The organism is Pantanalinema rosaneae CENA516, assembly GCF_050753385.1.
Lineage (GTDB): Bacteria > Cyanobacteriota > Cyanobacteriia > Leptolyngbyales > Leptolyngbyaceae > Pantanalinema > Pantanalinema rosaneae.
The window spans coordinates 1-25,312 of sequence record NZ_JBLZFZ010000010.1; the positions used below are offsets into that span (position 1 = coordinate 1).

Here is a 25,312-nt window from a genome sequence, read left to right on the forward strand (position 1 = left end):
TCACATCTAAACCACTTAACCACTTCTCGTTTCTTTGACGTGGCTTTTGTGCTATGATGGCTTTCAAACTATTCGATTTCCTAGGTTCTTAACGACCTTGGGAACACGTCGCTTTCGCTTCGCCCCTTCGACCGCTTTACTAAGATAGCGCAATCCAAAATTGCCTGTCAACTAGGTTTTTGGGAATTTTGAGAAAGCTGGAAAAGTTCAGTGTTACGATCGCTGCAAGTTTTCCTTGATACGGTGTTTGAAAGCCTTTTCACGAGTAAGCTTTCTCACTGGAAGGATAGAGTCCTCAGAACTTGCACTGCCAGCCTGGTCTGAAGACCGCTTTGCTACTGGAATAGCGACACATCTAGCCCTTCATGTTGCAGAAGCCAGTATTTACGAGGGAGTCCGCCTGCATATCCTGTCAGTTGATTGTTTGAACTAATGACTCGATGGCAGGGTAGGACAATGGCAATCGGGTTTTGAGAGTTTGCCATCCCCACAGCACGGCAAGCATTGGGCTGACCAATTCGCTCTGCTAAATCGCGATAGGAGATGACAGTTCCGGGTGGGATGGTGCGCAGGGTTGCCCAAACTCGCTGCTGGAAAGGAGTGCCACCTGTACTGACAGGGACTGCATCCAAGGCATGATAATCACCTGCTAGATAGGCTGTAATACGATCGCTAATGTCCTGCAAATAGGTGGTTGCCGATAACCTGAATGAACCGTACCGTTTTTGCAGAAGTGTAAGCATTCGGGTTTCGTAATCGGCAAAATCTAAGGCACAGAGGTGGGTCTCATGCGAAACCAGCAAAATTTTGCCTAGGGGAGAGTTGAGTGTGGCCGTTAGGAGTTGAACCATAGAAATGTCAATTCACTATGGGAGCATGATAGTTGCGTTAACGCTAATAGAACTACATTCTCGGCTATAGACAAGCTATAGCTGTAGGCAATCAAGCATGATATTGGACATGAATTACTCAACTACGGGACTGCCACCACTGCTAGTTTTAGATGAATTGTTAAAGAGTTGGTTGTTAGAGGATATTGGGCGGGGCGATCGCACTACTCAAAGTCTGAATCTTTCCAGTCATCCTGGGGGACAGGCAACGTGGATTGCAAAAGAAACCGGACGGGTGGCAGGGTTGCCGATCGCCGCTAGAGTGTTTCAAATCCTCGACCCAGAAACGACCTTTATATTTCGTGTCGCTGAGGGAGAACTCTGTCAGTCTGGGATAGTAATCGCTGAAATTAAAGGCGCTTTAGGAACATTGCTGACGGGCGAACGTACAGCCTTAAACCTGGTGATGCGGTTAAGCGGTATTGCCACTATGACACGGCAGTATGTGGATCAAATTGCCGACTTGCCAACGAAATTAGTCGATACCCGCAAAACAACACCAGGGCTGAGAATACTGGAAAAGTATGCCACTCAAATTGGTGGGGCAATTAATCATCGGATGGGGTTGGATGATGCGGTAATGCTGAAAGACAACCATATTGTGGCAGCAGGCGGCATTCGACCTGCGATCGCCCAGGTGCGCCACCAGATTCCCTATCCCCTAACAATTGAGGTCGAAACAGAGTCCTTAGAGCAGGTGCAAGAAGCCTTGGAGGCGGGAGCCGATATCATTATGCTGGACAACATGCCTGTAGACCAAATGCGACAGGCTGTTCACTTAATTCGACAGACCAACGATCGCATTAAGATTGAAGCATCCGGCAACATTACCCTGGATACGATTCGATCGGTGGCAGAAACTGGGGTTGACTATATTTCTAGTAGTGCCCCCATTACGCGATCGACCTGGTTAGATCTGAGTATGAAAATCAAGTGAACTAGCGTGATCGCGTTCAACCCCAAAGTTCAATCTCAAAGTCCGGTTGGTAGACCAGTGGGAGTACCTTTGACGCTGGTGATGATTCTACCCCAGCCCGCTTCTCCACCCATATCCCAAAACACTCTTTGCATCGTGTCATAGGTGTAAGGATCGTAAGCCCCACCAATCCCAATATCATAGGAATCGCTCGCTCCCAAGCGGGTGCCATAGGGATCATGAACCAGCCAGACTTTTTGAATGGGATCATGCCCCACAATCAGGCAAATATGACCTGAGATCTTATAGGCAAAGCCTACTACAACGGGTATACCGGCTTTCAGCGACAGCAACAGATCCTTAGACGATAGGGTATAGCTGAAATAGGATTCTATGCCCAAGTCTCGTAAGGCGCGGGTCTGCGCACTCATATCAGTGGTATCGCCATACTTACCAACAAGCCGCATATAGACAGATTCTGGTTCTGGATAGCCCTGCTGTTTGGCTTTTTGAGTTAATTCCCCTTTAAGCAGAAAGTCAACTAGCATGGCATGGCTCGTTGTATTGCACTGCCGCCAACCCGGTCCAAAGATCGATGGATCATTATTGAGCTGAGAGAAGTAAGGGACATTCAGCTTGATCAACTGATTAATGATTTCTCCCTCAACCTTAAGATGTGGATCATAGCCATACACCACTTGCAGTTGAGTTTTGCCATCTCTGGCTGCGACAGGCTCAGCAAGTTTCAAAAATAAATGCTGGCTACGATCGGGGGCATATTCCACGACATCAAATGTAGTGCCTTTACGCACAAACACCTTTTCAGAGTCAGCCAGATCGGAGGAGCCTAAGACTCGCTTTTTGAGAAATGTATCGACTTCAATAATCAGCTTTGGCATAATTTACATCCCCGATGAATTTCGTATGACAGAAAAATTTACGTTATGACCACTGCATCCTCAATCGTGTGCAGTTCGCTCCGTCTATCTCAAATTATTCCCCGGTCATCGCTTAAATGCACTCGATGAGTCGCCTATTTTGTGGTCATTCTAGCCAGGGAATTTCGCCTGTAAAGTAAAATTTCACCAATTGATACAAGGTAAGCGCTATGGCATGATTGCCCGAGCAAAGTTGACATTCGGTTAACCAAGTGAACGGAGATGAGCAACTAGCTTGTTAAATTAGATAGATGCACTTGCTAAGTGGTTGCTATGAATTCGACGATCGCCCAATTAAAAACCCGCTTTGAGCAGGCATTAATCAGTGCCTTTGGTGCGGGCTATGCGGGAACTGACCCGATGTTAGTACCAGCGAGTAATCCCAAGTTTGGCGATTACCAATCGAATGTGGCGCTGTCGTTAGCCAAGCCTCTGGGTCAACCACCAAGAGCGATCGCAGAACAACTGGTGCAGCATCTCGATGTCAGTGATTTTTGTGAGCCACCGACGATCGCCGGGCCGGGGTTTATCAATCTGACCTGGAAATCGACTTACCTGGAAGCAGAACTGCGGAAAATGCAGACTGACTTTCGGCTCGGAGTGGATGCTGTCAAAGCCCCCAAACGGATTGTGGTTGATTTTTCCAGTCCCAACATTGCCAAAGAAATGCATGTGGGGCATCTGCGATCGACCATTATTGGAGATAGCATTGCCCGAATTCTCGAGTTTCAGGGGCATGATGTCTTGCGGCTCAACCATGTGGGGGATTGGGGCACTCAATTTGGGATGCTGATCACCTATCTGCGGGAAGTCGCTCCCGAAGCGTTAACAACAGCTGATGCTGTAGACCTGGGAGACTTGGTTGCATTTTATAAGCAAGCCAAACAACGCTTTGATGAGGATGAAGCGTTTAAAGAGATTTCCCGCCAAGAGGTCGTCAAATTACAGTCCGGTGATCAGGAAAGCCGCCGCGCCTGGGAACTGCTCTGTGAGCAATCTCGCCGGGAGTTCCAGATCATCTACGATCGGCTAGACATCCACCTGAATGAACGGGGTGAATCATTCTACAATCCTCTCTTACCCGGAGTAGTAGAAGATTTGGAACGGGCTGGACTGCTGGTTGAGGATGACGGTGCCAAGTGTGTCTTTCTAGATGGCTTTACGAATAAAGATGGCAAGCCACTACCCCTGATTATTCAAAAATCCGATGGGGGATACAACTATGCCACCACCGACCTTGCCGCCATTCGCTACCGGATTAATCAGGATGGAGCCGAGCGGTTGGTTTACATCACTGATGCCGGACAGGCGAATCATTTTGCTCAGGTATTTCAGGTTGCCCGTCGCGCTGGCTGGTTGCCTGACACCGTTGAAGTCATTCATGTGCCCTTTGGGTTGGTCAAAGGCGAAGATGGGAAGAAACTGAAAACTCGGTCTGGGGAAACAGTACGGCTGCGAGATCTATTGGATGAAGCGATCGCCCGTGCCCGTTTTGATCTAGAAATTCGCTTAAAGGAAGAAGCGCGGCAGGAAACATCAGAGTTTGTTGATCACGTTGCCCAAACCGTTGGCGTGGGTGCTGTGAAATACGCGGATTTGAGCCAGAATCGCACCAGTGATTATGTGTTCAGCTATGACAAAATGCTGGCACTACAGGGTAATACAGCCCCTTATATGCTCTATGCCTATGTGCGGATTCAGGGCATTAGTCGCAAAGGTGGGATTGATTTTAATAATCTGACTGGGGACACAGTACCCGTCATTGAGGCAGCGAGTGCAACATCAGAACCGCCTCATGCGATCGAGCATTCCCTGATCGAACTGCCCCCGGCGGGCATGGCAACCTCCCAGTTTGGCTCGAATTGGCAACCGTGGCTGACCAACCTGCTGGCAAATTGGAAACCCATTTTGCTCACGGGGTTAGGAATCTACGGTTTAATTGTCTTTGTCCAAGCCCTACTGGGGTTGTTTCATGGCATTAATACCGTCCCCTTTGCCCAACCGTTATTTGAATTGATCGGGATCTGGGCAACGGTGCAATTTGCTACAAAGCGATTATTGTTTGCCCGCGATCGTGACGAGTTAATTACAGAATTCCAGGCGTTTTGGCATGGCACGATCGATCAACTGGCAGAAACCGCCGATCTAAATGCCGATCGTCCGGTTGTGGCACTCCTACCAAAATCAACTGATTTGCCAGCAATTACTCCTGTAGAGGATCACACGTTAGCACCAGTCACGCTAGAAACCCTACCGATTTCTTTACAGGAAGAAACCGAACTGGCTTTGGCAAAACATTTGCTGCAATTAAATCAAATTCTCAATGCAGTAGAAGCGGATTTATTACCAAACCGTCTGTGCCAATACTTGTTTGAATTAAGCCAAAAATTCAATCAATTCTACGATCGTTGCCCTGTTCTGCAAGCCGATGAACCCCTCCGAACGTCCCGGTTGGTTCTATGCGATTTAACCGCTCGAACGTTGAAACTGGGGTTATCGCTGTTAGGAATCCCGGTGTTAGAGCGAATGTAACACGGTTTAGCGAAGACAGTTTACCTTGAGGTTGCTATTCGGTTCGCCAGTAGCAACCTATTTACTTTTTAGCTGGAATGCACTAGCGTTAACACTTTCAGATATAGGGATGGGGCTTGAGTTATGTCTAGTGTGGTCATCCAACTGCTGTTGATCGGATTCGCCGCCGGTGTGGCAGGTGGCATGTTTGGCATCGGTGGGGGTGCCATTATGGTTCCGGCAATGGTGTTATTGATGGGCATGGATCAAAAGTTTGCTACGGGCACGTCGATCGCCGCCCAAATTTTGCCGATCGGGATTCTCGGAGCAATGGTATATCACCGCAATGGCAATCTTAGTATCCGAGATGCAGTTTATATTGCGATCGGGCTATTAGTGGGAAATTTGTTAGGCGCATTATTTGCCAACCAAACTTTCGTCAGTAGCGAACTCATGAAAAGGTTGTATGGCGTTTTTCTGCTAGCCATTGGGTTCCGCTATTTATTTTTCCGGTAGATCATGAAGCGACTAAATGACTCGTCGCATGTATTCCTGTTCAGTCATTAAGTCGTGGGTACTTTCTACCCGATCGAGAAATACCCGTCCATCTAAATGATCCAATTCATGCTGAAAAATTCGGGCAATGAAATCGGTAAACTCCTGTTGGTATAACCGACCATCCAACCCGGTATACTCCACCCTGATCGCTTGATAGCGGGGCACTAATCCCCGAATTCCTGGCACACTTAAACAGCCTTCCCACGCTTTCACTACGTCCGGGGAATGCGACAGAATTCGAGGGTTAATCATCACCGTCGGTTCCATCACCGGAGCATGGGGATAGCGTAAATTGGGTCGAGAAGCAACCACAAACAGGCGATCGGCATGAGCCACTTGGGGAGCAGCAATCCCTACCCCATTGGTTTTCTTAACCGTTAAAAGCAGATCGCGACTTAATTTCTGAATGCGATCGTGGTGAATATTTTCAACGGGTTGTGCCACCTGTCGCAAAATGGGGTTGCCTAGTTCAACTACCTGTAACTGTTTTGCCATAGGAATGAGTGTCAGCCATTCAAATCATGATCCGAGCCATGCTTAGTATACGGAAGCCTTTCAACAAAAAGGTAGGGCAGAAGTTCCTGTCCCTACCAATCATTCATATCAGGAGTTAATCGGTCTGGTTACTCACTTTGCGCCGTTTGCGTTGGGAAGGCTCCAGGTTGAACTGCCAAATTCACAGCTTGACCATTGCGGCTGACTTCCAGTTGAAGAGTGCCACCGACCGAACTGCGTTCAACTGCTTGCTGCACTTGATCCGCGCTCGTCATGTCTTGACCGTTAATCCGCTTAATCACATCCCCCATCCGCAACCCTGCTCTAGCGGCGGGAGAATTTGGCATGACTCGGGCAATCAACACCCCCCGGTCTTCCTGCACCCGCATATTACTGCTCGGATCGGCATTAATCTGCTGTTTCAACTCTGGAGAGAGGCTAACCATATTAATCCCCAGATAGGGATGATCCACTTTACCGGTCGCCACCAGTTGTTCAGCAATCCGTTGGGCTGTGTTAATAGGGATCGCAAAGCCTAAACCTTGAGCACCACCAATGATGGCCGTGTTCATGCCAATCACTTCCCCGCGTTGGTTCAGTAGCGGCCCTCCAGAATTACCCGGATTGATCGCCGCATCCGTTTGGATAAAACTGACCCGCTTATCGGGGACTCGCACTTGCGAACTCCGACGACCTGTAGCGCTGATAATTCCCACCGTTACTGTGTTATCCAGTCCCAGGGGATTGCCGATCGCGATCGCCCACTCACCGGGTCGCAGGGTTTCCGAATCGCCCATCGCCACAGTTGGTAAGTTTGCCGCATCTACTTTAATCACCGCCACGTCAGTCAGGGAATCGGCTCCTAATACCCGACCACGCAACTCCCGCCCATCCTTCAGCGCCACCATCACAGTATCGGCACCCGACACCACATGAGCATTCGTCAGAATCAGCCCATCTGATTTAATAATGAACCCAGACCCCGTACCTCGCTCCACTCGGGTCGAAGGTTGGTTCGGAATATCCTGACCAAAAAATTGCCGGAAGAATGGATCATTAAACACAGCGGGAACGCGATTTCTCACGGTTCGGGAAGAGTCAATCCGTACTACAGCCGGTCCCGTCCGATCGACCGCATTCACCACAAAGTTAGAATCACCAGCGGAGTAAATTGCCCCGCTTCTACTGGGAACTTGAGCCAGCTCGGAGGGCGACTGAATAGTTTGAGCATTCGCAGGACTGGTACTTAGGGCGATCGAAGGTGCCCCCACACTACCGTTCGATAGGACATGACCACCCATCATCGCTGCACCCGCTCCCATCATCGGTAGCATCAGGTACAATGCTGACTTCTTCAAGGAGAATTTGCGATTACTATGTTTGTCGAGTGAAGTGTTCATCGTTATGCCGCTAAGTCCTCTGAATAGTCTGGAACAATGTCGGTCTGGAATATCCTGACAATTCTCATCTGGATTACTTGTGCGATCGTGTCCCAGCGAATCCTAATGATTAATTTAGGAGGCAGATGTGACATTTCAATCGCATTTTCATCACGGGTAGATGAATATTTAGGCTAAGTAGCGTAGACGCAATCTACCGTTAACTTGCTCCCGATCAGACTCTAATCAAGCAAAGTTCTATTTGTCATTTTAAGTTCATCTGTGAAACATGAAATTGACACGTTGCCCTGATATCTTTCTAATCACAGGTGAATGAAGTGCAAAGACAGACAGGCAACCATCCGCTCCGGAGATCCTCATGCCAAAAGTACACCAGGTGGGTGTAGCGCTAGGTGCCTTGTCTGTCTTTTTTTTGTTTTTCAGTCTTGTTGTCGCTAGCGTCGATCGCTTGTAATAGAAAGAACATTCATTCCATGCGGTCACACTCATGCCAGAATGCCCCAGATGTCATCAAGCGGTTAAGCACCAGGCAGTTACATGTCCCTATTGCCGGATGCCCCTGAAAGCACATGGCCATGTGGGAATTCCCTTGCACTACGCTACAGGTGATCAGCCGTTATGTGCGACCTGTGCCTATGACGAGGATGATACTTGCACACTGCCAAAACGACCGGATGCCAGAGATTGTTCGCTCTACTGCGATCGCACTCAATCCAGCCCTAACGCCACTCCTGGCTACACCACAGAGTTCCAGATTAGAACCTGGTTGAAACGAAATCTGGTGTGGCTTGCCTTGATTGGACTGATTATCCTCAGTTTGGTTGTGACCATTATGCGGTAATTAGAACGTTGACTACGACGTAACCGGAGCCGTCTCTGGTAACACAGCATCTACAGCCGGTGCGTCTTCTAATAGTTCGTCTTCTAAAGACGACGCAACCTCTTGAAATACCGATAAATCGAACCAGAAGGTTGTGCCCACCCCCACTTCACTCTGAAGGTGCACCTTACTGCGATGCTTTTCAATAATATTGCGAACGATCGATAATCCCAAACCCGTTCCTTCTAAGGTATGAACGCGGTTTTCCACCCGGAAGAAGCGATCGAAGATGGCTTCCTGATCTTCGGGAGCAATCCCAATTCCCGTATCGACGACTTCCACCCGCACTTGTTTCGGTTTACTGGCAGTATCCTCTGTTAACTCAGAATGATCATCACTAGCAGACTCAGGCTGGGTTAGGGGAAGGTAGGCACGAATCATCACCGTCCCACCCGACTCCGTAAACTTGAGGGAGTTACCAACCAAGTTGGTAAATACTTGCAGGAGTAAATCATAGTTACCCAATACAGGCGGCAGGTTGGGAGCAATTTCCTGCACCAATTCAATCCCCTTATCTCGGGCATTCAGTTGGTAAGTTCGCAGAGTTTGCTCGATCGGTTGCACCAGATCCACGGCTTCAAAGTGATAGAGCTTACAGGACTCCAACCGCGACAGATCCAACACATCATTCACCAATCGAGTTAAGCGATCGGTTTCCCGGTTGGCTGTCTCTAAAAATTCTCGCCGTTCTTCTTCACTCAAATCCTCGCCATACTCATACAGCGTCTCAATAAAGGATTTGATATTAAACAAGGGCGTTCTCAGTTCATGGGACACATTACTAATGAACTGACTTTTCGCTTCATTCAGTTCCGCTTCCCGAGTAATGTCCTGCACCGTCATCGCAATGCCTTTGACATTCTCGCGATACAGATCCAGCACCGTCGTTAACAAAATCCGCACCGTCCGTTCCACCGGATCTCTTAAAGCAATGCGAAACTCTGCCCCTTCTCGCAATTCTCCTTTGGCAATTTTGTAGAGTGGGCGAGTGATTTCCGCCTGTACTGGGGCAGGAAGCAGATGCAGCACATTCATGTCCTCGATCGGCTGACCTTCCCATCCCAATAATCGACAGGCATTGGGATTGGTTAGTACCACTTGCAGGTTGGTATCTAACAGAATTGCCCCATCCGCGATCGTGGATACCAGGGTTTCTAGCTTGGCTTTTTCTGCCGTTAGTTCTTCAATATTTTGTTCTTCGTAGCGTTCCAGCCGCTCTGCCATCTCATTGAAACTGGCAATTAATTCTCCTAATTCCCCACCTAGGGGCAGATCAACCCGTTGTTTAAAGTTGCCAGAACTAATATTCTTAACCCCAACCAGTAATTCCTTAATCGGTTTAGTGATGGTTAAGGCATTAAAGACCGCTCCCAAAATCACCATTGCCCAGATCGAGACGAAGACCGCGATCGTCACATCCCGCGTTAAATGAGAAGACGTGACGACTGTAGGATTGGGGTTTGTCCCGATCGCTAATACGCCCCGATACTGTCCTTCATAAATTAAGGGGACAAAAACATCCGTCACCTCGCCATCCGGTGTCAAATGCTGCCGCACCATCGGGGTATCAATATGTTCCGCATAGTTATCGGGAAGCTGAATCCGTCGTCGAATCGTCAGTGAATTCTGCACTTCTGATTCGGAAAACGGAATCCCGAAGAAGATTTCCCCATCCTCATCGGCATATAGCATGTAGCGAATACTAGAGGTACTGCTATAGAAGCGATGGGAAAACTTGGCTAACTCCGTCCGGTTATCTTCAGCCACCAGCGGAGCAACATTAGCTGCCAGCAGCAGTCCTAAGTCACTGCCAAACCGCGTATCGTTGATGCGAGCATCCTGTTGAATCGTATTGACTGCCCAAAACGTCAGCCCACTCATGACCAGCGACACAACTAAGGTTGCACCTGCCATCAATCGGGTCTGAAGCGTAAACTCCGACCACCAACTGGCAATAATCTCTTGAATCTTCTTCAGCAGAGCAAACAAGGCGGTTTTGCAAAAATTGAGTGGTGAGTGAGACCGTGAGGTGTTGTCAGTCATTCAGGCGATAAGCTGGCGAAAAACTGAAACCTGACAATCACACCCTCGTTACTAACAACTACTATAGGCTAACTCGAGGAGGACTCGACGGTTTTCACGCGGTAGCCGATATCCCGCCGGTAGTACATGCCCTCAAATTCGATGCAACTCACGGCTTCATACGCCTGAGCGATCGCGGCATCAAAGCTATCTCCAACCGCCGTTACCCCTAGCACTCGCCCCCCATCAGTGACCAGCGTTTTTTGCTTCAGTTGCGTTCCAGCATGGAATACGGTGGCTCCCATCACTTCAGCCGCATCAATCCCGGTAATCGGTAGTCCCTTTTTAAAGGATTCCGGATACCCCCCCGAAGCGAGCACCACACAAACCGCAGAGTCTGACTTCCAGGCGATCGGGGGCAGATCGGCTAACCGTTGTTGGGCACAGGCAAGCAACAAATCCTCTAAGGGGCTTTCCAGTAACGGCAATACTACCTGAGTCTCGGGATCGCCAAAGCGACAGTTAAATTCAATCACTTTCGGATCACCTTCAGGGGTAATCATCAAGCCCGCATAGAGAATACCTCGGTAGTCAATTTGGCGCTGTCGGAGTGCCGCGATCGCGGGTTCCAAAATTTCTCGCTGAATTCGCTCCATCAAGGCTGGAGTGACGATCGGGGCGGGGGCATAGGTGCCCATTCCTCCAGTATTCGCACCTGTATCCCCCTCTCCAATTCGTTTATGATCCTGAGCGGCAATTAACGGTCGGATCGTTATGCCATCGGTCAGTGCCAGGATCGAGGCTTCCTGTCCGGTCAAGCATTCTTCAATCACCAGGCGTTGACCGGCGGTGCCAAATTTTCCCTGAAAAGCTTCATTGATAGCCGCTTCTGCGTCCTCTAGCGTACTGGCGACTGTCACCCCTTTACCTGATGCCAAACCATCGGCTTTGACGACGATCGGCGCTCCCTGCGATCGTACATAGGCTAAGGCTGGCTCTGCCTCTGTAAATACGGCTGACTGAGCAGTCGGAATCTTCGCTTCCAGCATCAAGTCTTTCGCCCACGCCTTGCTGGCTTCAATCTGTGCCCCTAAGCGAGTAGGTCCGAATACTGTTAGTCCTTGCTGCCGCAAATAGTCCGTAATGCCATTGGCGAGAGGAGCTTCTGGGCCCACTACCACCAGAGCAATGTTATTCACCAAAGCGAAGCGTCCAATCCCCTCAAAGTCTTGAGCATTCATGGCTAAATTTTGGCAGCGCGGCATTAACGCCGTACCACCATTTCCAGGAACACAGGTGACTTGCTGCACTTTACCCGACTGTAGCAGTTTCCAAGCCAGGGCATGTTCCCGCCCCCCATTACCAACTACCAAAACCTTCACGTTGTCCTTCCACTCCGTCTAACCGTGCGATCGAACTGTGTGATGAGCCGAGCAGCGCGAATCAAATGCAACCCATTATGTCATGGAGGAACAGTGGAATACCTGTCGAGGAGGCACAAAATTTTGAGAAAGTTGGAAAAGATCCATTGATCGCACTAATTTAAGCAAGCGGTAATCGCGGCTTGATGGTATCCCGTGGTACTGAACTCTTGACCAAACACAAACTCGCCGTAGTCAGCCATGTTATCCAAACCGACACAAGTGAGCAAAATTTCAGTGGCTAACCAGAGAGTAATTTTGATCAGGGTATGTTGCCATTGCGTCTTCATCTCGGCTGCTCCTGCGATCGTGGGGGCGGAACCTGGTCGCGGTTGGCTCAGGCTGAGATTCACTGAACCTCTACTCACTTATTAGGTTTAGGATCACCACTTATGCAGGCAAGCTCGCCTTAGTAGCGAGCAGAAAGGTTAGCTGCGATCGGAGAGCAGCATCGTTTTTACTTCTTGCAATAATTCATCCTGTTCTCGGCGCAGGGCTTCCAAGCGGCTAACAATATCGGTCAAGCGCTGGTTCGGATCTTGGGCAACGGCAGGTTTCAGGGCTGGCACCGGATCAGTAGGTTTGAGCATCGCCACGGTTGGGTTAGCCGTGGGTGGCGGCTCTGGCTCCGGAGACTTAGACGGTAGAAATCGCGCGATCACCGTGGTTTTGAAGAAATGAGTGATTTTTGCCAGCAGCCACTGTCCCAATTTCAAGGGAAACAATAAAATCGCTAGCAGAATTTTTTCAGCTAATTGAGCCACTGCTGCTAACAGTTTCCACAGCAGGAAAATTGCCAACAGAAGACAGACGATCGCCCATAGGGGATTCTGGATCAACCAACCGATCGTCGGATGGGTATCCAGCCAATCCTGCCAAAAATACCAGTTCAACACCGATGGATTGGGAAGAAATTCTTGAATCCGCAGTGCCAGGATATGCCCTATCGTCACTATTGCTAACATCCTTTACCTGAATCGAATCTCATTTTAGCGAGATTTAATCGATCGCTAAAAATTGACCGTCATCCCTTTCTCAATCCATCCCCCGTAACCGGAAACAGCAAGATACAATACGCTATGTCTTGCCTCAATTCGCTGCACTGCTCTAGCTGCCATGACTCAGATTACCGACTTTATTAGCCACCTCAATCCCTCTCAACGACAGGCAGTTGAGCATCATTGCGGCCCATTGCTTGTGGTCGCTGGGGCAGGTTCCGGGAAAACCAGAGCTTTAACCTACCGGATCGCGAATCTGGTACTGACCCATAAGGTTGATCCCGAAAATATTCTGGCAGTCACCTTTACCAACAAAGCCGCCAGAGAAATGAAAGAGCGGATTGAGCGCCTATTTGCCGATCGCCAAGCTCAGGCAGACTTTGGCAAACCCCTGGATGCCTTAACTCCCCATGAGCAAACGCGGCTCAAATCCAAAGTTTACAAAAACATTACCAAAGAGTTGTGGATTGGCACATTCCATGCTCTCTGCTGCCGCATCTTGCGGTTTGACATTGAAAAATATCAGGACGAAAAAGGACGGCGCTGGACGCGGGCATTCTCAATTTTTGATGATTCCGATGCTCAAGCCTTAGTAAAAGATATTGTGATCAATAAGCTGAATCTGGATGAAAAGCGGTTTGATCCCCGATCGGTACGCTACGCGATCGGCAGTGCCAAAAATAAAGGCTGGTCGCCGCAGGACTTAGAACGGGAGCAACGGGATTTTCGGGGACGAACGATCGCCAATGTCTACAGCCTGTATCAGGATGTCCTGGTGGCAAATAATGCCCTGGATTTTGATGACCTGATTCTGATGCCCGTCAAACTATTTCGGCAGAATGAACAGGTTCGGGCTTACTGGCACCAAAAATTCCGCCATATTCTGGTGGACGAATATCAGGATACGAACCGCACCCAGTACGACCTGATCCGCTTACTGGTGACAAATAGCGAAGACTCCCGCCGTTATACCGACTGGAACCATCGATCGATCTTCGTGGTGGGTGATGCGGATCAATCAATCTACTCATTTCGATCGGCGGACTTCACAATTTTGATGGAGTTCCAGCATGACTTTGGCGATGGGTTGCCGGATGATGACACTCGCACGATGGTCAAACTGGAGGAAAACTACCGCTCTACCGAAAACATTCTGGATGTCGCCAACCAACTGATCGAAAAGAATACCGAACGGATTGACAAAGTTCTCAAACCCACACGGGGAGCCGGAGAACCGATTTATCTGCATCGCGCCGATGATGAAATGGCAGAAGCCGAATTTGTCGTGCAGCAGATTCGCAATTTGGAACACCAGAATCCGGAGTTGCACTGGGGCAGATTCGCCATTCTCTATCGCACCAATGCCCAATCCCGCGCTTTTGAGGATTCCCTCGTGCGCTGGAATATTCCCTATAAGGTCGTCGGTGGTCTGAGATTCTACGATCGCAAAGAAATTAAGGATGTATTGGGCTATCTACGGGCGATCGCCAATCCCTCAGATACCCTTAGCCTCTTACGGGTAATCAACACACCCCGTCGGGGCATTGGTAAAACCACGATCGATGCTCTAGTCAGTGCCTCCCAACAATTAAATGTGCCCCTATGGGAAATTCTCACAGACGAAACCTCAGTTAAAACGTTGGCAGGCAGAGCGGCTAAATCGGTGTTGAATTTCTCCCAGATGCTACAAAAATTTCGGCAAGAACTGGATAGCCAACCGGCTAATGACATTGTTCAGGGGGTTTTGGAAGAGTCGGGGTACCTACAGGATTTAAAAACTCAAGGCACTGATGAAGCCGAAAACCGCTTGCAGAACGTACAAGAACTCTATAACGCCGTACTACAATTCCAGGAGGGTAGCGAAGACAGCAGTCTAAGCGCGTTTCTAGCCAATGCCTCCCTCGCGTCAGATTTAGACAACTTGGAAGAAGAAGCTACTCGCGTCTCCCTCATGACACTACACGCCTCAAAAGGCTTGGAGTTTCCGGTCGTCTTCCTGGTGGGCTTGGAACGAGGCTTATTCCCTAACTATCGATCGATGGACGATCCCGCCGCATTAGAAGAAGAACGTCGCCTTTGTTATGTCGGTATTACCCGCGCCCAGGAACGACTATTTATTTCCTATGCCCGAGAACGACGGTTGTATGGCAACCGTGAACAGGCTAATCCCTCAATTTTCTTGGAAGAATTGCCCAAAGAGTTAATCGAATCGAATGTGGCAAAATCTTTTGCTGCCAGAGGTAAAAAGCCGATCGCTAGCGCTACTAAATCCAGTTCCGCTCCGGTAAAACGGTCTAGCTCCCAAACCTGGCATGTCGGCGATCGGGTGGTGCATCAGGAGTTTGGCGTAGGGCAGGTGACTCGCGTGTTAGGCAGTGGTCCTAAAACCACGCTGGCGATCCAGTTTCCCGGCCTACCCGGCATGGGGCAAAAGATTTTGTTTCCCCACGATCGCGCCTTGCAACGAGTGGAATAATCCGGTCGAACTACCATCTCACAGTCGCTCGCTGGCGGCAGGTAAATTGCCACATCCCGATCGCCAGTCCACTCAGCAAGAGTAACCCCAACAATCCCGCCAGTGGATTATTTTCTAATCCTGTCACCCAGGCGGGAACTCGGTTGGTGTATGTCACCAATTGCCCCACATTAATCATGTAATAGCCCCAGACTAAGCCCGCATGAAGCCCGATCGGCAAGCCTAATCGCTCTCGCCGCCGCCCGATCCGTAACTCACTACAGGCACGTTTTGCCCATACCAATGCCACTCCCAATAGGATTAAGGCAGGGAGGGTAATTAATCGCAAATGCACCGCCGCAAACACGATCGCGCTGCCCCAAAGGGTCACACTAGGGACATAATCCCGTTGCAGCTCGTCTAACAACCAGCCTCGAAAGAAAAGTTCTTCGGCAAACCCAACTGCGATCGCAACTAATAATCCTTCCAGAACCACGCGCCCCAAGGGCATAACCGGAGCCTGCCACTCCAACCACCCCAAACTCGCCTCAATGCCAAACAGCAATAGGATACTGAATAAGCCAACCCCCAGACCTCCAAGCACCTCCAAGCCCATACGGGGAGTCAATTCCAGCCCATACTGCCAGAGTAATCGCGGTTGCCGATAAACTCGTCGCCCCCAAACTCCGACTAACCAAAGGAATTCACTATACAGAATCAGTAACGCCAGAATTCCGGCAAGATTTTGATCTGAGATCAATCGATAAATTGGCAGGGCAAAGGGCAGCCACAACAAAAGCAGCATCAGCACGAATACCAGGATCCGAACGGGTGCAGGATAACGGTATAGATTCGCAAACCAACGCTGCCACTGCTGCCAAATGCTTCTATTCATCAGGCTCGATCGTGCTCGTTAACCCATGACTCTTCAAGGTTTCACTATAAAACTCTGCATGTTCCAGAGCGCAGGTAATCACCAGCGCAACGCCATTAATATGAGCTTCCATCATGATATCAACCGCTTGAGGCTGAGTCAGACTGGGTACCGTTGTCAGCAACACCTGGACGACATATTCCATGCCATTAAAGTCGTCATTATGGAGTAAGACCCGATAACGGGGCGCAAGCTTACGAACTGTTGAGCTTTTGTCTAGGGTTTCAACAGACGACATGACTCTTCGATCCTCTCCGTGAACTACTTGCAGTTTCCTGGCAGATTGGGGTTGACCATAGAAGCTTGATGCTAGAGCGGAAAGCAAACAGAGTATAGCTTCAAACAATCCAAAATATTTATTGATGCTCACGCAAACATCTGGTGAGGCTACTTACCACCCACTCTAGCCAGTTTTACTGAGTTGGATGATTAAAGCCCTCGGTTTGTAAGCATCCTGTCACCACGATCGCCAAGATAATTTACATTGCTTAACCTCTTTTCTTATAGCATTCTGTCTAGAAGCTAGTCATCTTGCTAAACAGGGATCTGCTATCGGTATCCGGATGGACAGAAGGGCGATCGATCCGTCCAGTGAATTACCACCTTCACCGAAACATCATTAAGTATTATCGGCTCTAGTGCTGGAATCCAGCAATATAACGGTGGTCTGGATAGAATTCTGCCTTTTAGAATTGAAAAGTAGTCAAACATTCATCCTGAACCTATGGGTCTGCTTTCCGAACAGCAGCCAAATCCAACCTTTCAATCCTGCCAAATCGTTTGCCTGGAGCACACAACAACGCGCCTCTATGCCGAGGTCGTTCAAGTGGCAGAACCCCGAGGAGTATGTTGGGTTCGTCCCTTAATCTTGGTGCTCCAGCCAGCAGATGCGTTAGGCTGGCATGGGGAAATATCCCCAACTACTCGGCTCTATCACCTGCGTGGAGAAGCCGATCTACTTCTACCCATTACTTTATTTCGCGCTGCCCTGGATGAAGAAGTGATTCCTGTGTTGCCCTATCTCTATGCGGAAGAAACCAGTGACATCGCATCAAAGCTTGAGCGCTTGGAACCTTTACAACTCCGGCAATTGGTACAAAGGATTTGCCAAGCTCATCCAGAAGCCTTTTAGTTGAGCCGATCGCTCGGTTTAAATCAAGCCAGAATAGCCGAAAGCATTGATTAGAGGAAAATCAAACCCCCACAGGCTGGTCCCCCCTGTCCTCTAATTAACATTAGCAGGGAATTAATTGAGAGCGTCAAGGGCTAGGAACAAGCTGAATCCGCCCCGCATCCATTTCTGCCATCAATAGTTCGAGGGCTTCAAAATCTGCGTCAGAAATATGACCCATGCGAGTGAGTTCGTAGTTGATCTCGTTCTCAATGTCTGGAGTCAACTTCTTAATGTACAGCGCTTGTTCTACCAGTCGTCGAATAATTTTTGTGTTTTGCATTGGGATTGGCAGGAACTCCACCAATAAAATTGTCTACTGAACATCCGATGGCATAGGTGATCTAGGACGGTGACTTCATGTGATTCAAATCACCGATTTTCAGAAATATCTTACAGACTTCTGGAAAACGTGCCATAGATGCTTAAAAAACTTTGCATCATACCGCAAATTTCCGTCACCTTACCGTAACGAAATCTTGCAGCACCTACTCATAAAGGCTGAAACACTTGGCGTTATGGCTTTAAGAATCTTGCCGTCATAGCCCCAACCCGTGCTAAACATAGCCGCTGCTGCATCAAGTACGCCGCCCCATCCTACACCCTTACTTCAGTGTCAAAAATCGTGACTTAATAGCAACGGTTCTAAACTTATCAATATCCAACCCAGCTATGCCCAGCGATCGATCACTGGCATCAAACCATATCACATGGCGTGAACCGTAAGTTAACCAACAATACTGACTACAACTTAATTGTACACTCCAGAATAAAGCGCTGATTGACGATCGCGTAGGGCTGAATTTCCAGAGCTTTGCGAAAGGCGCGGATCGCACTTCTGTAATTGCCCAATGCCATGTGGCACAGTCCCAAACCATGTAATGCGCCAAAATGCACTGGGTTCAGCCGGAGTACGTGCTCACAGTCTTTAATCGCTTGGGGATAATGTCCGTGGGTGTAGTATAAAACTGCGCGTCGATTCCAGGCTTCCGCAAAATCCGGTTGTTGCTCTATCAGATCGCTCAACAACAGGGTTGCCCCATCAGCATTGCCGGCCTCAAACAGCATCTGGGCACGACGCAGCGCATCCAACCCGACCACGCCTTTTTGCCCAAACCAGAGCCGCCAAAGTTCCTGAGTGGCGCGATCGCGCACTGTCTCCGTGGGATGTTTCAGATCTTCAAGTAGGGATGTAATCAAAGACTCATTCATTGTTGCAGGTGTCCACTTGGCGATGAATAGCTGGATAGCCGCTCCAATCAGTATTCTGGCGTGTTTAGATTGCCAAAACTAGTCGGTTCATCAACTCTTCCTGATTCAGCCTAGAACGGCAGAATTTCTTCGTAGGGAATTTACATAAATAGTCAGGATTCGCGAAGTCAAGTCACGTTGGCACTCACAACGTCAGGATGCTGCTGTAACCAGGTATCAATCTCTTGCAAGACGCGATCGGGAATTTCCCAGGGAAACAGGTGAGCCGTGTTGGCATAACATTGCCAGTGAGCTTGAGGTAAATGAAGGGCAGTTTCCCGACTAGACTCCGCCGTAATATGGCGATCGGCGGCTCCTGCCATCATTAAACAGGGACATTGAATCACTGATAAGTGTTCCAGGCGGTTATAGCGTTGCCGTAAGGCAGTAGAGAGGGCGCGGGTCGCTCGCCGGGAGGTTTGCAGATACGCTGGCAGAGCATCGTGTGCCAAATAGCGGTAAGCCGTCGGGGTATGTTGCTGGATTAAGTAACGATAGAGCGATCGGCGACCAAAGGTATCAATATTCCATTGCCAGCCGGGACGCACCCGATTCAGCAGCGATGCCACTCCGGTATAGAGGTTATCCTGCCAGGTAATCGGGGGATGGTTGCCCCAGGGGCGAGCGGCAGTGGCAATCAGAATTAAGCCACTGATGCGTTCAGGCAAGCGCCATGCCAGTTCCATTGCCAGAATGCCTCCTAACGACCAGCCCAACAGGAGGCAGCGATCGATCTGATAGAGATCGAGCAATTCCTCTAAATCAACTAAATGATCGGTCATGACAAAATCGGTAGCGGTGCGGCTGTTGCCATAGCCGCGCAAATCCGGCGCGAAGGTTTGAAAGCGTTGGGAGAGATGTTGCGTAAACACCGACAAGCTACTGCCTGAACCGGGATGGCCGTGTAAACATACAATCGGAAATCCACTGCCCTGGACTAAAACATTGAGCTGCATGATTGAAACCTATGCCTGATCAGGCGGTGAAACATTGAAAATTGCCTAGTCTCAGCTTCCATACTCTCCTATAGCTCGGAGTCCGCGAATTCCATTACCATAAACAGGCAGAGACGTTATCCCGACGATCGTGGATAGGGTCATTCTGAATACTAAAAGGATTGACTGAGGCATGGCAGAAGAAACGACTCCGAATCCAACTGGCGATCCATCCAGTGCGGCTGAATCTCCAGCCCCTCAAGCGGCAGAGGCAGAGGGCAAAGCGGCTAAAAAACCGGCTGCCAAAAAAGAAAAACCGCCCGCCCTGGAAGATAAGCCATTTGCAGACTTCATTCAGCAAGACTTTCTTCCTGCCCTGCAAAAAGGGTTAGGCGAACAGGGCATTGCCGATGTGGAACTCAAATTTGAGCAGCGTCCAATTAATGTCGTAGGTATGAGTCAGGCTCCCGCCTGCTGGCAAGTCATCGGTCGCTGGAGCAGTGGATATAAGCAAACTCGCGAGTTCAATCTGTACTTTTTCAATGAAAGTATTACTGGACAAAAAGGGTTTTCCTACGCGGAAGGGGGCGGTAAAGCCAGCACCTTAGAGTCCTTTCGGATCGATGAACGGAAAGTTGATTTAGGACTACTCGTATTCTGGACATTACAACGGTTGAATGCCCAGAAGTGGTTGGTGAGAAATTAAGCTTGCTGCGATCGCGGTGTCATTTTGAGGGGTAAACCACTAGCAGACAGGCTCGGCAAAGATGTTGTCGCGTCCTGCCCAAGGGCTTTGCCCCGACAAGATGGCAGATTTTCAACCAGTCACAGTTCCCGAAACTCGTACATAACAACTCCAGTTTCTGGATCATTGGTCAGATCAACATAGCCCGTTTTGAGCAAATTTTTCAGAGCCAATTCCACCTCAGGAAACCCAGCTTCCGTATCTAATACGCCTTGAGTCACCGACAGTTTCCCCCCGCGTGCCGCCGCCGCTTTCACCAGTTGAATCGTCAGTTGGTTCGGCTGCACTTGCGCCGTAGGTGGCTGTAAAGGAAGCACATCATCCTGACTCAGTACCCGTTGGACAACCGGTTGATTTGGGGATAAATGGGGTGGCAGTCCCTGGCGCGATCGCAGCTTAGTGTTGTGCTCATCCACCATGCCAGGAATTAACACCAGATCCAGCAGTTGCCCAAATCCGAATAATCCAAAGGTGAACATCCACAGCAAGCCAGTGAAAATCTTGCCATTGTAGAGACGCTGGAGTCCGTGCAACTGCAACAGGCAACCAAGCCAGAGGACATAAGCAGTACCAACATTGTTCATACGATGACCAGGATGTTGTTCCAGGGCTTTAGTTCCTTTCATGATAAAGAGTTTGCCCAGGAATCGCAGGATTCAATGCAGGTGTTTTAACCACTCTTTTACAAAAGTTGATTTCATGTAGCAACTCTTAACCGGATAGTTGCGATTTGCAGCAACATAGCTTGGTACACTGAGTGACGTGGTTATTCTTCAGTTCCGTCAAACGGGGCAACCAATGGCAGAATCTGCTGGTTCAAATGGGGCAGATACATTTAACCAGTTAGCACCACTCACTCAGAATCCTAGAGAAGAATAAAGTAGCTCATGGTAGATTCCCTTAAAAAGCCTGGTTTTGAAGAGGTGCGTCCCGGCATCAAAGTGCCTGCCAAGGAGACAATTTTGACTCCTCGGTTCTATACAACCGACTTTGATGCGATGGCGCAAATGGACATCTCGGCAAACGAAGATGAACTCCAGGCAATTCTGGAGGAATTTCGGGTTGACTATAACCGTCATCACTTCGTGCGGGATGCTGAGTTTGAACAGTCGTGGGATCACATTGATGGCGAAACCCGCAAGCTGTTCGTTGAGTTTCTAGAACGTTCCTGCACCGCCGAATTTTCTGGATTCCTGCTTTATAAAGAACTCGCCCGCAAACTGAAAGACAAAAGTCCAGTGTTGGCAGAGTGCTTCTCGCTCATGTCTAGAGATGAAGCACGTCATGCTGGCTTTTTGAACAAGGCATTATCCGATTTCAACCTGCAACTTGATCTGGGTTTCCTGACCAAGAGCCGCAGCTACACCTTTTTCCAGCCCAAGTTCATCTTCTACGCGACCTACCTGTCTGAGAAGATTGGCTACTGGCGCTATATCACCATCTACCGCCATCTGGAGGCACATCCAGAAGACCGAGTGTATCCGATCTTCCGGTTCTTCGAGAATTGGTGTCAGGATGAGAACCGTCATGGTGACTTCTTTGATGCCATTATGCGGGCACAGCCTCAGTTCTTGAACGACTGGAAAGCTAAGCTATGGAGCCGCTTCTTCCTGCTGTCGGTGTTTGCCACCATGTACCTGAACGACGTGCAGCGATCGGACTTCTACAAAGCGATCGGGTTGGATGCTCGGGAGTACGATAAGGTCGTGATTGAAAAGACCAACGAGACAGCCGCTCGGGTATTCCCGGTAATTCTGGATGTCAGCAAACCAGAGTTCTATGATTGCCTGGAAGTGTGTGTACAGAATAACGAGAAGCTGACCGCGATCGCCAATTCCAACACACCCAAACCGATCCAACTCCTGCAAAAGCTGCCTCACTATGTCTCCAACGGTTGGCAGTTCCTCAAGCTATACCTGATGAAGCCGATCGAAGTGACTCAAATTCAAGGTCAACCTCGCTAAATTGTTGAGGGTCGATCGCTGAGTATCACTCTGAACTGAAGATAGCTCTGTATCATTTTCCAGATACGGAGCTATTTTGTTGTTGAGATCGTTTTTATGAGCCTCCTGATCGATGGGTAAAGTCGCCTTACTAATTGGCATCGCCAGTTATCGGTTTGGACTCAATCCGCTACCGGCCGCCTGGAAGAATGTGGAAGTATTAAAACGCGCCTTACACCAAGCCCGTCCCAGCTTCGATGCCATTCACTGCCTCCGCGATCGCTACACGCCTCAAATCATTCAAGAAGCGATCGAGCGATTGGCTGAGTCATGTCAACCCGATGATTTTCTTCTACTTTGCTTCTCGGGCTATGGCATCGTTGATCCCGATGGCAAGCTCTACTTGGCAACGCCCATTACCACGAACGACAATCAGGGAAGTTTAATCAAAGCTAGAACCGTTCCAGCGAGTTTTATTCAAGCCGTCCTCAATTCCAGCCCTGCCCAACAACAATTAGTCATCTTTGACGGTTACTTTTGCCCAGCCTCAGCAGAAGCAATCACCGACCCGGTTCATCCGGTTGATTTGTGGGCACATCTGGGTGGAGAGAATCGGTTACTCTTAACAGCTTCCAGCACCATGCAGCCGATCGGCGAACCAGAGGGTCTGGATACCTGGAGCTACACCCGCTACTTCGCCGAAGGTCTGGTGACAGGGGCAGCAGATACCAACTATGACGGCTTGCTGACGATCGCAGAACTGCATGAGTATGCCAGTCGCAAGTTACAGATTGCCGCTCCCGCCATGCAGCCAGCCCTCTCTGGCACTGAGGCGATCGCCCAATACCCGGTATGCCACGTTGACAAATCAACTTCAGCCTTAAAGTACCGTCAGTTTATTGAAAAGCTAGCCAGTGACGATCGGGTCGATGCCCTCGGTTCTCGGCTATTAGTGACCCGGCAAGTGATGGAAGACTTCCGATATCACTTGGGGCTATCTCGCCAGATGGCAGACCAAATTGAATTTGAGGTACTGCGACCCATCCGGGAATATCGGCAGCGACTACAGTTATATCAGGAACTATTTTCTAGGCTGGCACAGGGGAATCATGACTCTCAGCCCTAAAGTACGGCAGGTACTCAAACAACAGCAACAAGCACTTTACTTAACCAATCAGGATATCGAGCAGGTTGAAGCCTCCCTTCAGGTTGCCCAACAACAGCGTCAACATATGCAATACCAAGAAGACCTGAAGATCTACGAGCAAATGTTTCTGGAAGCCTTACAGCGCCAGTCTCCCTTGGCAGACAGCGATCGCCAAGAACTGCAATATCTTCAGGAAGTGCTGCAATTACAACCCGCCGATGTCGAGGAAATTGAGACGCGCTTAAGCACCTTAGCTGAGACACCCGAGCCCCCATCAACACCCCCTCCAAGTCACCCGCAGCCACACGTCTCTAAGCATGGGAGTAAGGCAGAGGATAACCCTGGTGATCTAGCGTCTATTCCAACCCAACTTCAGGCTGACAGTTCACCAGCCCCACCGGATACCGCCACGCTGCCTACCATGCCACCTAAGCGTCCCCAGGTGTTTTTAAGACCAGAATCTCAGTCTGGAGAACCGGCGGCTTCCACCTCCCCTCCCCAGCCCCCAGCTCCTGACCTCTCAGACGTTGACCTTGAGGAGGTGATTTCGCTACCACCCGATATTAAGGATCTACTGCTGAAAGCCTTATTGGAAAAAACTCGATCGCATACCCCAACCGAAGCAGCCACGGTTCCATCGGAGCATCATGTCGTCAAGCCCGTCAGTGAACGATCGCCGGAGGAGCCGCACCCCAAATCGGATGATAAAGAGAGTCATAAACCCCGATCGCTGAAGCAACCCGTTGTGTCATCAACTTCTACTGAGCTAGAAATATCCGAGTCCGAAGCCAACTCTCTAACGCCATCGGGTCAACAGTCGTCAGCAGGAGTTAATCGCTATCGGGGATTAGTGCCCTTAATTATCGCGTTAGCCGGATTAGCCGCCGCGATCGGAGCCTGGTTAGCCTTTTCCTCATTCAATGCCGCCAACCACTCCAGGCAATCTAACGCCAATCCCGCAGAGGTGCAACAGTATATGAACTGGGGAACCCAAAAAATGCAACAGGGACAATATGAGGCTGCCATCCAAGATTTTACCCAGGCAGCCCAGCTTGACCCCGATGCCGCCGCCATTTACGTCAACCGAGGCATCGCCCAACATCGCAACGGTGACTTAGGAGCCGCGATTCAGGATTATGACAAAGCGATCGCGCTGAATCCCCAACTGGCCGAAGCATATAGCAATCGTAGCCATGTTCGCTTTGAGCAAAAGCAGTATGAAGCGGCTTTAGAAGATGCTAACTCCGCCGTTGCCCTCAAATCCACCTTGGCAGAGGCACGCTTAAATCTTGCCAATGCCCGGTTGGCTTTAAACAACCCCCAAGGAGCTGTCGAAGACTATACCTTTGGCATTCAACTTAACCCGACAACCGAAAATCGACCCGGTGCCTATAACAACCGGGGCAATGCCCTTGCTGTATCCGACCCCCAAGCCGCGATCGGAGACTATGATCAGGCCATTCAACTCAATTCCAGTTATGCCGATGCGTACCGGAATCGGGGCCTGGCCTATCAAAAGCTGGGTAATACTCGACAGGCAATTCAGGATCTGCAAAGTGCTGCCAAATTTTATTTAGCACAGGGCAATCAACCGATGTATCAACAAACGTTGAAGGAAGTAACTGAGTTGCAACAGGTAGCCCCCAGTTCGCCGACCCCAGCCACTACCACCAGTGTGATGGCATTTCCCCGGTAGAACAGT

24 protein-coding genes are annotated in these 25,312 nt (G+C 49.5%); 10 read left to right on the top strand and 14 right to left on the bottom strand.

Going from position 1 to position 25,312, the window contains the following annotated elements:
* Positions 1 to 335: 335 nt before the first annotated feature.
* On the bottom strand, positions 336 to 851 hold the full coding sequence (locus ACN4EK_RS07490; RefSeq protein ID WP_431657173.1) for a methylated-DNA--[protein]-cysteine S-methyltransferase: 516 nt from the start codon (positions 849 to 851) through the stop codon (positions 336 to 338).
* A 109-nt stretch (positions 852 to 960) separates the two neighbouring features.
* Between ACN4EK_RS07490 and nadC the strand changes: the two genes are divergently transcribed.
* A complete protein-coding gene (gene nadC / locus ACN4EK_RS07495; RefSeq protein ID WP_431657175.1) occupies positions 961 to 1,827 on the top strand; it encodes a carboxylating nicotinate-nucleotide diphosphorylase in 867 nt (288 codons plus the stop codon).
* A gap of 35 nt (positions 1,828 to 1,862) precedes the next feature.
* On the opposite strand, the gene ACN4EK_RS07500 is transcribed toward nadC, so the two are convergent.
* Positions 1,863 to 2,705, bottom strand: coding sequence for a C39 family peptidase (locus ACN4EK_RS07500; RefSeq protein ID WP_431657177.1), 843 nt, complete (start codon positions 2,703 to 2,705; stop codon positions 1,863 to 1,865).
* 312 nt (positions 2,706 to 3,017) lie between these two features.
* Between ACN4EK_RS07500 and argS the strand changes: the two genes are divergently transcribed.
* Both argS and ACN4EK_RS07510 read left to right on the top strand, forming a co-directional pair.
* Positions 3,018 to 5,276 carry an arginine--tRNA ligase gene (argS, locus tag ACN4EK_RS07505; RefSeq protein WP_431657179.1) on the top strand — a complete coding sequence of 753 codons (2,259 nt, stop codon included), beginning with the start codon at positions 3,018 to 3,020 and terminating at the stop codon, positions 5,274 to 5,276.
* Positions 5,277 to 5,399: 123 nt separating this feature from the next.
* Positions 5,400 to 5,771: a TSUP family transporter gene (locus tag ACN4EK_RS07510; RefSeq protein ID WP_431657181.1), complete on the top strand. Its 372-nt coding sequence runs from the start codon at positions 5,400 to 5,402 to the stop codon at positions 5,769 to 5,771.
* Between the two features lie 12 nt (positions 5,772 to 5,783).
* Here the strand turns inward: ACN4EK_RS07510 and def are convergent, their stop codons facing one another.
* Together def and ACN4EK_RS07520 are read right to left on the bottom strand one after the other, a co-directional pair.
* Complete coding sequence (gene def, locus ACN4EK_RS07515; protein ID WP_431657183.1) at positions 5,784 to 6,308, bottom strand: peptide deformylase; 525 nt, start codon at positions 6,306 to 6,308, stop codon at positions 5,784 to 5,786.
* Positions 6,309 to 6,436: 128 nt separating this feature from the next.
* Entirely contained in the window at positions 6,437 to 7,708 is a 1,272-nt protein-coding gene (locus tag ACN4EK_RS07520; protein WP_431657185.1) for an HhoA/HhoB/HtrA family serine endopeptidase, read from the bottom strand.
* Between the two features lie 553 nt (positions 7,709 to 8,261).
* Here ACN4EK_RS07520 and ACN4EK_RS07525 point away from each other — a divergent pair.
* Positions 8,262 to 8,549 (top strand): zinc ribbon domain-containing protein, encoded by a 288-nt coding sequence (locus ACN4EK_RS07525; protein ID WP_431657187.1) that lies wholly within the window; start codon positions 8,262 to 8,264, stop codon positions 8,547 to 8,549.
* Between the two features lie 12 nt (positions 8,550 to 8,561).
* Here the strand turns inward: ACN4EK_RS07525 and nblS are convergent, their stop codons facing one another.
* The 4 genes from nblS to ACN4EK_RS07545 all read right to left on the bottom strand — a co-directional run bounded on the left by nblS (position 8,562) and on the right by ACN4EK_RS07545 (position 12,984).
* Positions 8,562 to 10,577, bottom strand: a complete 2,016-nt coding sequence (gene nblS / locus ACN4EK_RS07530) for a two-component system sensor histidine kinase NblS (protein WP_431657189.1) — start codon at positions 10,575 to 10,577, stop codon at positions 8,562 to 8,564.
* Between the two features lie 122 nt (positions 10,578 to 10,699).
* Complete coding sequence (purD, locus tag ACN4EK_RS07535) at positions 10,700 to 11,992, bottom strand: phosphoribosylamine--glycine ligase (RefSeq protein WP_431657191.1); 1,293 nt, start codon at positions 11,990 to 11,992, stop codon at positions 10,700 to 10,702.
* Between the two features lie 155 nt (positions 11,993 to 12,147).
* Positions 12,148 to 12,384: a hypothetical protein gene (locus tag ACN4EK_RS07540; protein WP_431657192.1), complete on the bottom strand. Its 237-nt coding sequence runs from the start codon at positions 12,382 to 12,384 to the stop codon at positions 12,148 to 12,150.
* Between the two features lie 75 nt (positions 12,385 to 12,459).
* On the bottom strand, positions 12,460 to 12,984 hold the full coding sequence (locus ACN4EK_RS07545) for a hypothetical protein (RefSeq protein ID WP_431657194.1): 525 nt from the start codon (positions 12,982 to 12,984) through the stop codon (positions 12,460 to 12,462).
* 163 nt (positions 12,985 to 13,147) lie between these two features.
* On the opposite strand from ACN4EK_RS07545, the gene pcrA reads away from it, so the two are divergent.
* Complete coding sequence (pcrA, locus tag ACN4EK_RS07550) at positions 13,148 to 15,505, top strand: DNA helicase PcrA (RefSeq protein ID WP_431657196.1); 2,358 nt, start codon at positions 13,148 to 13,150, stop codon at positions 15,503 to 15,505.
* Between the two features lie 10 nt (positions 15,506 to 15,515).
* Here the strand turns inward: pcrA and ACN4EK_RS07555 are convergent, their stop codons facing one another.
* Positions 15,516 to 16,379 (bottom strand): CPBP family intramembrane glutamic endopeptidase, encoded by an 864-nt coding sequence (locus ACN4EK_RS07555; RefSeq protein ID WP_431657197.1) that lies wholly within the window; start codon positions 16,377 to 16,379, stop codon positions 15,516 to 15,518.
* Positions 16,372 to 16,656, bottom strand: a complete 285-nt coding sequence (gene clpS / locus ACN4EK_RS07560; RefSeq protein WP_431657198.1) for an ATP-dependent Clp protease adapter ClpS — start codon at positions 16,654 to 16,656, stop codon at positions 16,372 to 16,374. The genes ACN4EK_RS07555 and clpS overlap by 8 nt, the downstream gene beginning before the upstream one ends.
* A gap of 486 nt (positions 16,657 to 17,142) precedes the next feature.
* Here clpS and ACN4EK_RS07565 point away from each other — a divergent pair, with 486 nt between their 5' ends.
* Positions 17,143 to 17,550 carry a hypothetical protein gene (locus ACN4EK_RS07565; protein WP_431657199.1) on the top strand — a complete coding sequence of 136 codons (408 nt, stop codon included), beginning with the start codon at positions 17,143 to 17,145 and terminating at the stop codon, positions 17,548 to 17,550.
* A gap of 127 nt (positions 17,551 to 17,677) precedes the next feature.
* Here the strand turns inward: ACN4EK_RS07565 and ACN4EK_RS07570 are convergent, their stop codons facing one another.
* The 3 genes from ACN4EK_RS07570 to ACN4EK_RS07580 all read right to left on the bottom strand — a co-directional run bounded on the left by ACN4EK_RS07570 (position 17,678) and on the right by ACN4EK_RS07580 (position 19,796).
* Positions 17,678 to 17,872, bottom strand: a complete 195-nt coding sequence (locus ACN4EK_RS07570; RefSeq protein ID WP_431657200.1) for a hypothetical protein — start codon at positions 17,870 to 17,872, stop codon at positions 17,678 to 17,680.
* Between the two features lie 461 nt (positions 17,873 to 18,333).
* Positions 18,334 to 18,801, bottom strand: coding sequence for a tetratricopeptide repeat protein (locus tag ACN4EK_RS07575; RefSeq protein ID WP_431657201.1), 468 nt, complete (start codon positions 18,799 to 18,801; stop codon positions 18,334 to 18,336).
* A 167-nt stretch (positions 18,802 to 18,968) separates the two neighbouring features.
* Positions 18,969 to 19,796 (bottom strand): alpha/beta fold hydrolase, encoded by an 828-nt coding sequence (locus ACN4EK_RS07580; protein WP_431657203.1) that lies wholly within the window; start codon positions 19,794 to 19,796, stop codon positions 18,969 to 18,971.
* Between the two features lie 172 nt (positions 19,797 to 19,968).
* Between ACN4EK_RS07580 and ACN4EK_RS07585 the strand changes: the two genes are divergently transcribed.
* A complete protein-coding gene (locus tag ACN4EK_RS07585) occupies positions 19,969 to 20,481 on the top strand; it encodes a DUF2996 domain-containing protein (RefSeq protein WP_431657205.1) in 513 nt (170 codons plus the stop codon).
* A gap of 119 nt (positions 20,482 to 20,600) precedes the next feature.
* Here ACN4EK_RS07585 and ACN4EK_RS07590 read toward each other — a convergent pair whose 3' ends face one another.
* Positions 20,601 to 21,146: an NINE protein gene (locus tag ACN4EK_RS07590; protein ID WP_431657207.1), complete on the bottom strand. Its 546-nt coding sequence runs from the start codon at positions 21,144 to 21,146 to the stop codon at positions 20,601 to 20,603.
* 261 nt (positions 21,147 to 21,407) lie between these two features.
* Here ACN4EK_RS07590 and acsF point away from each other — a divergent pair, with 261 nt between their 5' ends.
* From acsF to ACN4EK_RS07605, 3 genes are all read left to right on the top strand, one after another.
* The gene (gene acsF, locus ACN4EK_RS07595; RefSeq protein WP_431657208.1) at positions 21,408 to 22,484 is read left to right on the top strand and encodes a magnesium-protoporphyrin IX monomethyl ester (oxidative) cyclase; all 1,077 of its coding nucleotides are present in this window, start codon (positions 21,408 to 21,410) and stop codon (positions 22,482 to 22,484) included.
* Between the two features lie 112 nt (positions 22,485 to 22,596).
* The gene (locus tag ACN4EK_RS07600) at positions 22,597 to 23,589 is read left to right on the top strand and encodes a caspase family protein (protein WP_431657209.1); all 993 of its coding nucleotides are present in this window, start codon (positions 22,597 to 22,599) and stop codon (positions 23,587 to 23,589) included.
* Entirely contained in the window at positions 23,573 to 25,306 is a 1,734-nt protein-coding gene (locus ACN4EK_RS07605; protein ID WP_431657210.1) for a tetratricopeptide repeat protein, read from the top strand. The genes ACN4EK_RS07600 and ACN4EK_RS07605 overlap by 17 nt, the downstream gene beginning before the upstream one ends.
* The last annotated feature ends 6 nt before the right edge of the window (positions 25,307 to 25,312 follow it).

Excerpts from the sequence above, each read along its gene's own strand:
- ACN4EK_RS07490 (WP_431657173.1), bottom strand. The coding sequence starts at position 851 with ATGGTTCAACTCCTAACGGCCACACTCAACTCTCCCCTAGGCAAAATT.
- nadC (WP_431657175.1), top strand. The coding sequence starts at position 961 with ATGAATTACTCAACTACGGGACTGCCACCACTGCTAGTTTTAGATGAA.
- ACN4EK_RS07500 (WP_431657177.1), bottom strand. The coding sequence starts at position 2,705 with ATGCCAAAGCTGATTATTGAAGTCGATACATTTCTCAAAAAGCGAGTC.
- argS (WP_431657179.1), top strand. The coding sequence starts at position 3,018 with ATGAATTCGACGATCGCCCAATTAAAAACCCGCTTTGAGCAGGCATTA.
- ACN4EK_RS07510 (WP_431657181.1), top strand. The coding sequence starts at position 5,400 with ATGTCTAGTGTGGTCATCCAACTGCTGTTGATCGGATTCGCCGCCGGT.
- def (WP_431657183.1), bottom strand. The coding sequence starts at position 6,308 with ATGGCAAAACAGTTACAGGTAGTTGAACTAGGCAACCCCATTTTGCGA.
- ACN4EK_RS07520 (WP_431657185.1), bottom strand. The coding sequence starts at position 7,708 with ATGAACACTTCACTCGACAAACATAGTAATCGCAAATTCTCCTTGAAG.
- ACN4EK_RS07525 (WP_431657187.1), top strand. The coding sequence starts at position 8,262 with ATGCCCCTGAAAGCACATGGCCATGTGGGAATTCCCTTGCACTACGCT.
- pcrA (WP_431657196.1), top strand. The coding sequence starts at position 13,148 with ATGACTCAGATTACCGACTTTATTAGCCACCTCAATCCCTCTCAACGA.
- ACN4EK_RS07555 (WP_431657197.1), bottom strand. The coding sequence starts at position 16,379 with ATGAATAGAAGCATTTGGCAGCAGTGGCAGCGTTGGTTTGCGAATCTA.
- clpS (WP_431657198.1), bottom strand. The coding sequence starts at position 16,656 with ATGTCGTCTGTTGAAACCCTAGACAAAAGCTCAACAGTTCGTAAGCTT.
- ACN4EK_RS07565 (WP_431657199.1), top strand. The coding sequence starts at position 17,143 with ATGGGTCTGCTTTCCGAACAGCAGCCAAATCCAACCTTTCAATCCTGC.
- ACN4EK_RS07570 (WP_431657200.1), bottom strand. The coding sequence starts at position 17,872 with ATGCAAAACACAAAAATTATTCGACGACTGGTAGAACAAGCGCTGTAC.
- ACN4EK_RS07575 (WP_431657201.1), bottom strand. The coding sequence starts at position 18,801 with ATGAATGAGTCTTTGATTACATCCCTACTTGAAGATCTGAAACATCCC.
- ACN4EK_RS07580 (WP_431657203.1), bottom strand. The coding sequence starts at position 19,796 with ATGCAGCTCAATGTTTTAGTCCAGGGCAGTGGATTTCCGATTGTATGT.
- ACN4EK_RS07585 (WP_431657205.1), top strand. The coding sequence starts at position 19,969 with ATGGCAGAAGAAACGACTCCGAATCCAACTGGCGATCCATCCAGTGCG.
- ACN4EK_RS07590 (WP_431657207.1), bottom strand. The coding sequence starts at position 21,146 with ATGAAAGGAACTAAAGCCCTGGAACAACATCCTGGTCATCGTATGAAC.
- acsF (WP_431657208.1), top strand. The coding sequence starts at position 21,408 with ATGGTAGATTCCCTTAAAAAGCCTGGTTTTGAAGAGGTGCGTCCCGGC.
- ACN4EK_RS07600 (WP_431657209.1), top strand. The coding sequence starts at position 22,597 with ATGGGTAAAGTCGCCTTACTAATTGGCATCGCCAGTTATCGGTTTGGA.
- ACN4EK_RS07605 (WP_431657210.1), top strand. The coding sequence starts at position 23,573 with ATGACTCTCAGCCCTAAAGTACGGCAGGTACTCAAACAACAGCAACAA.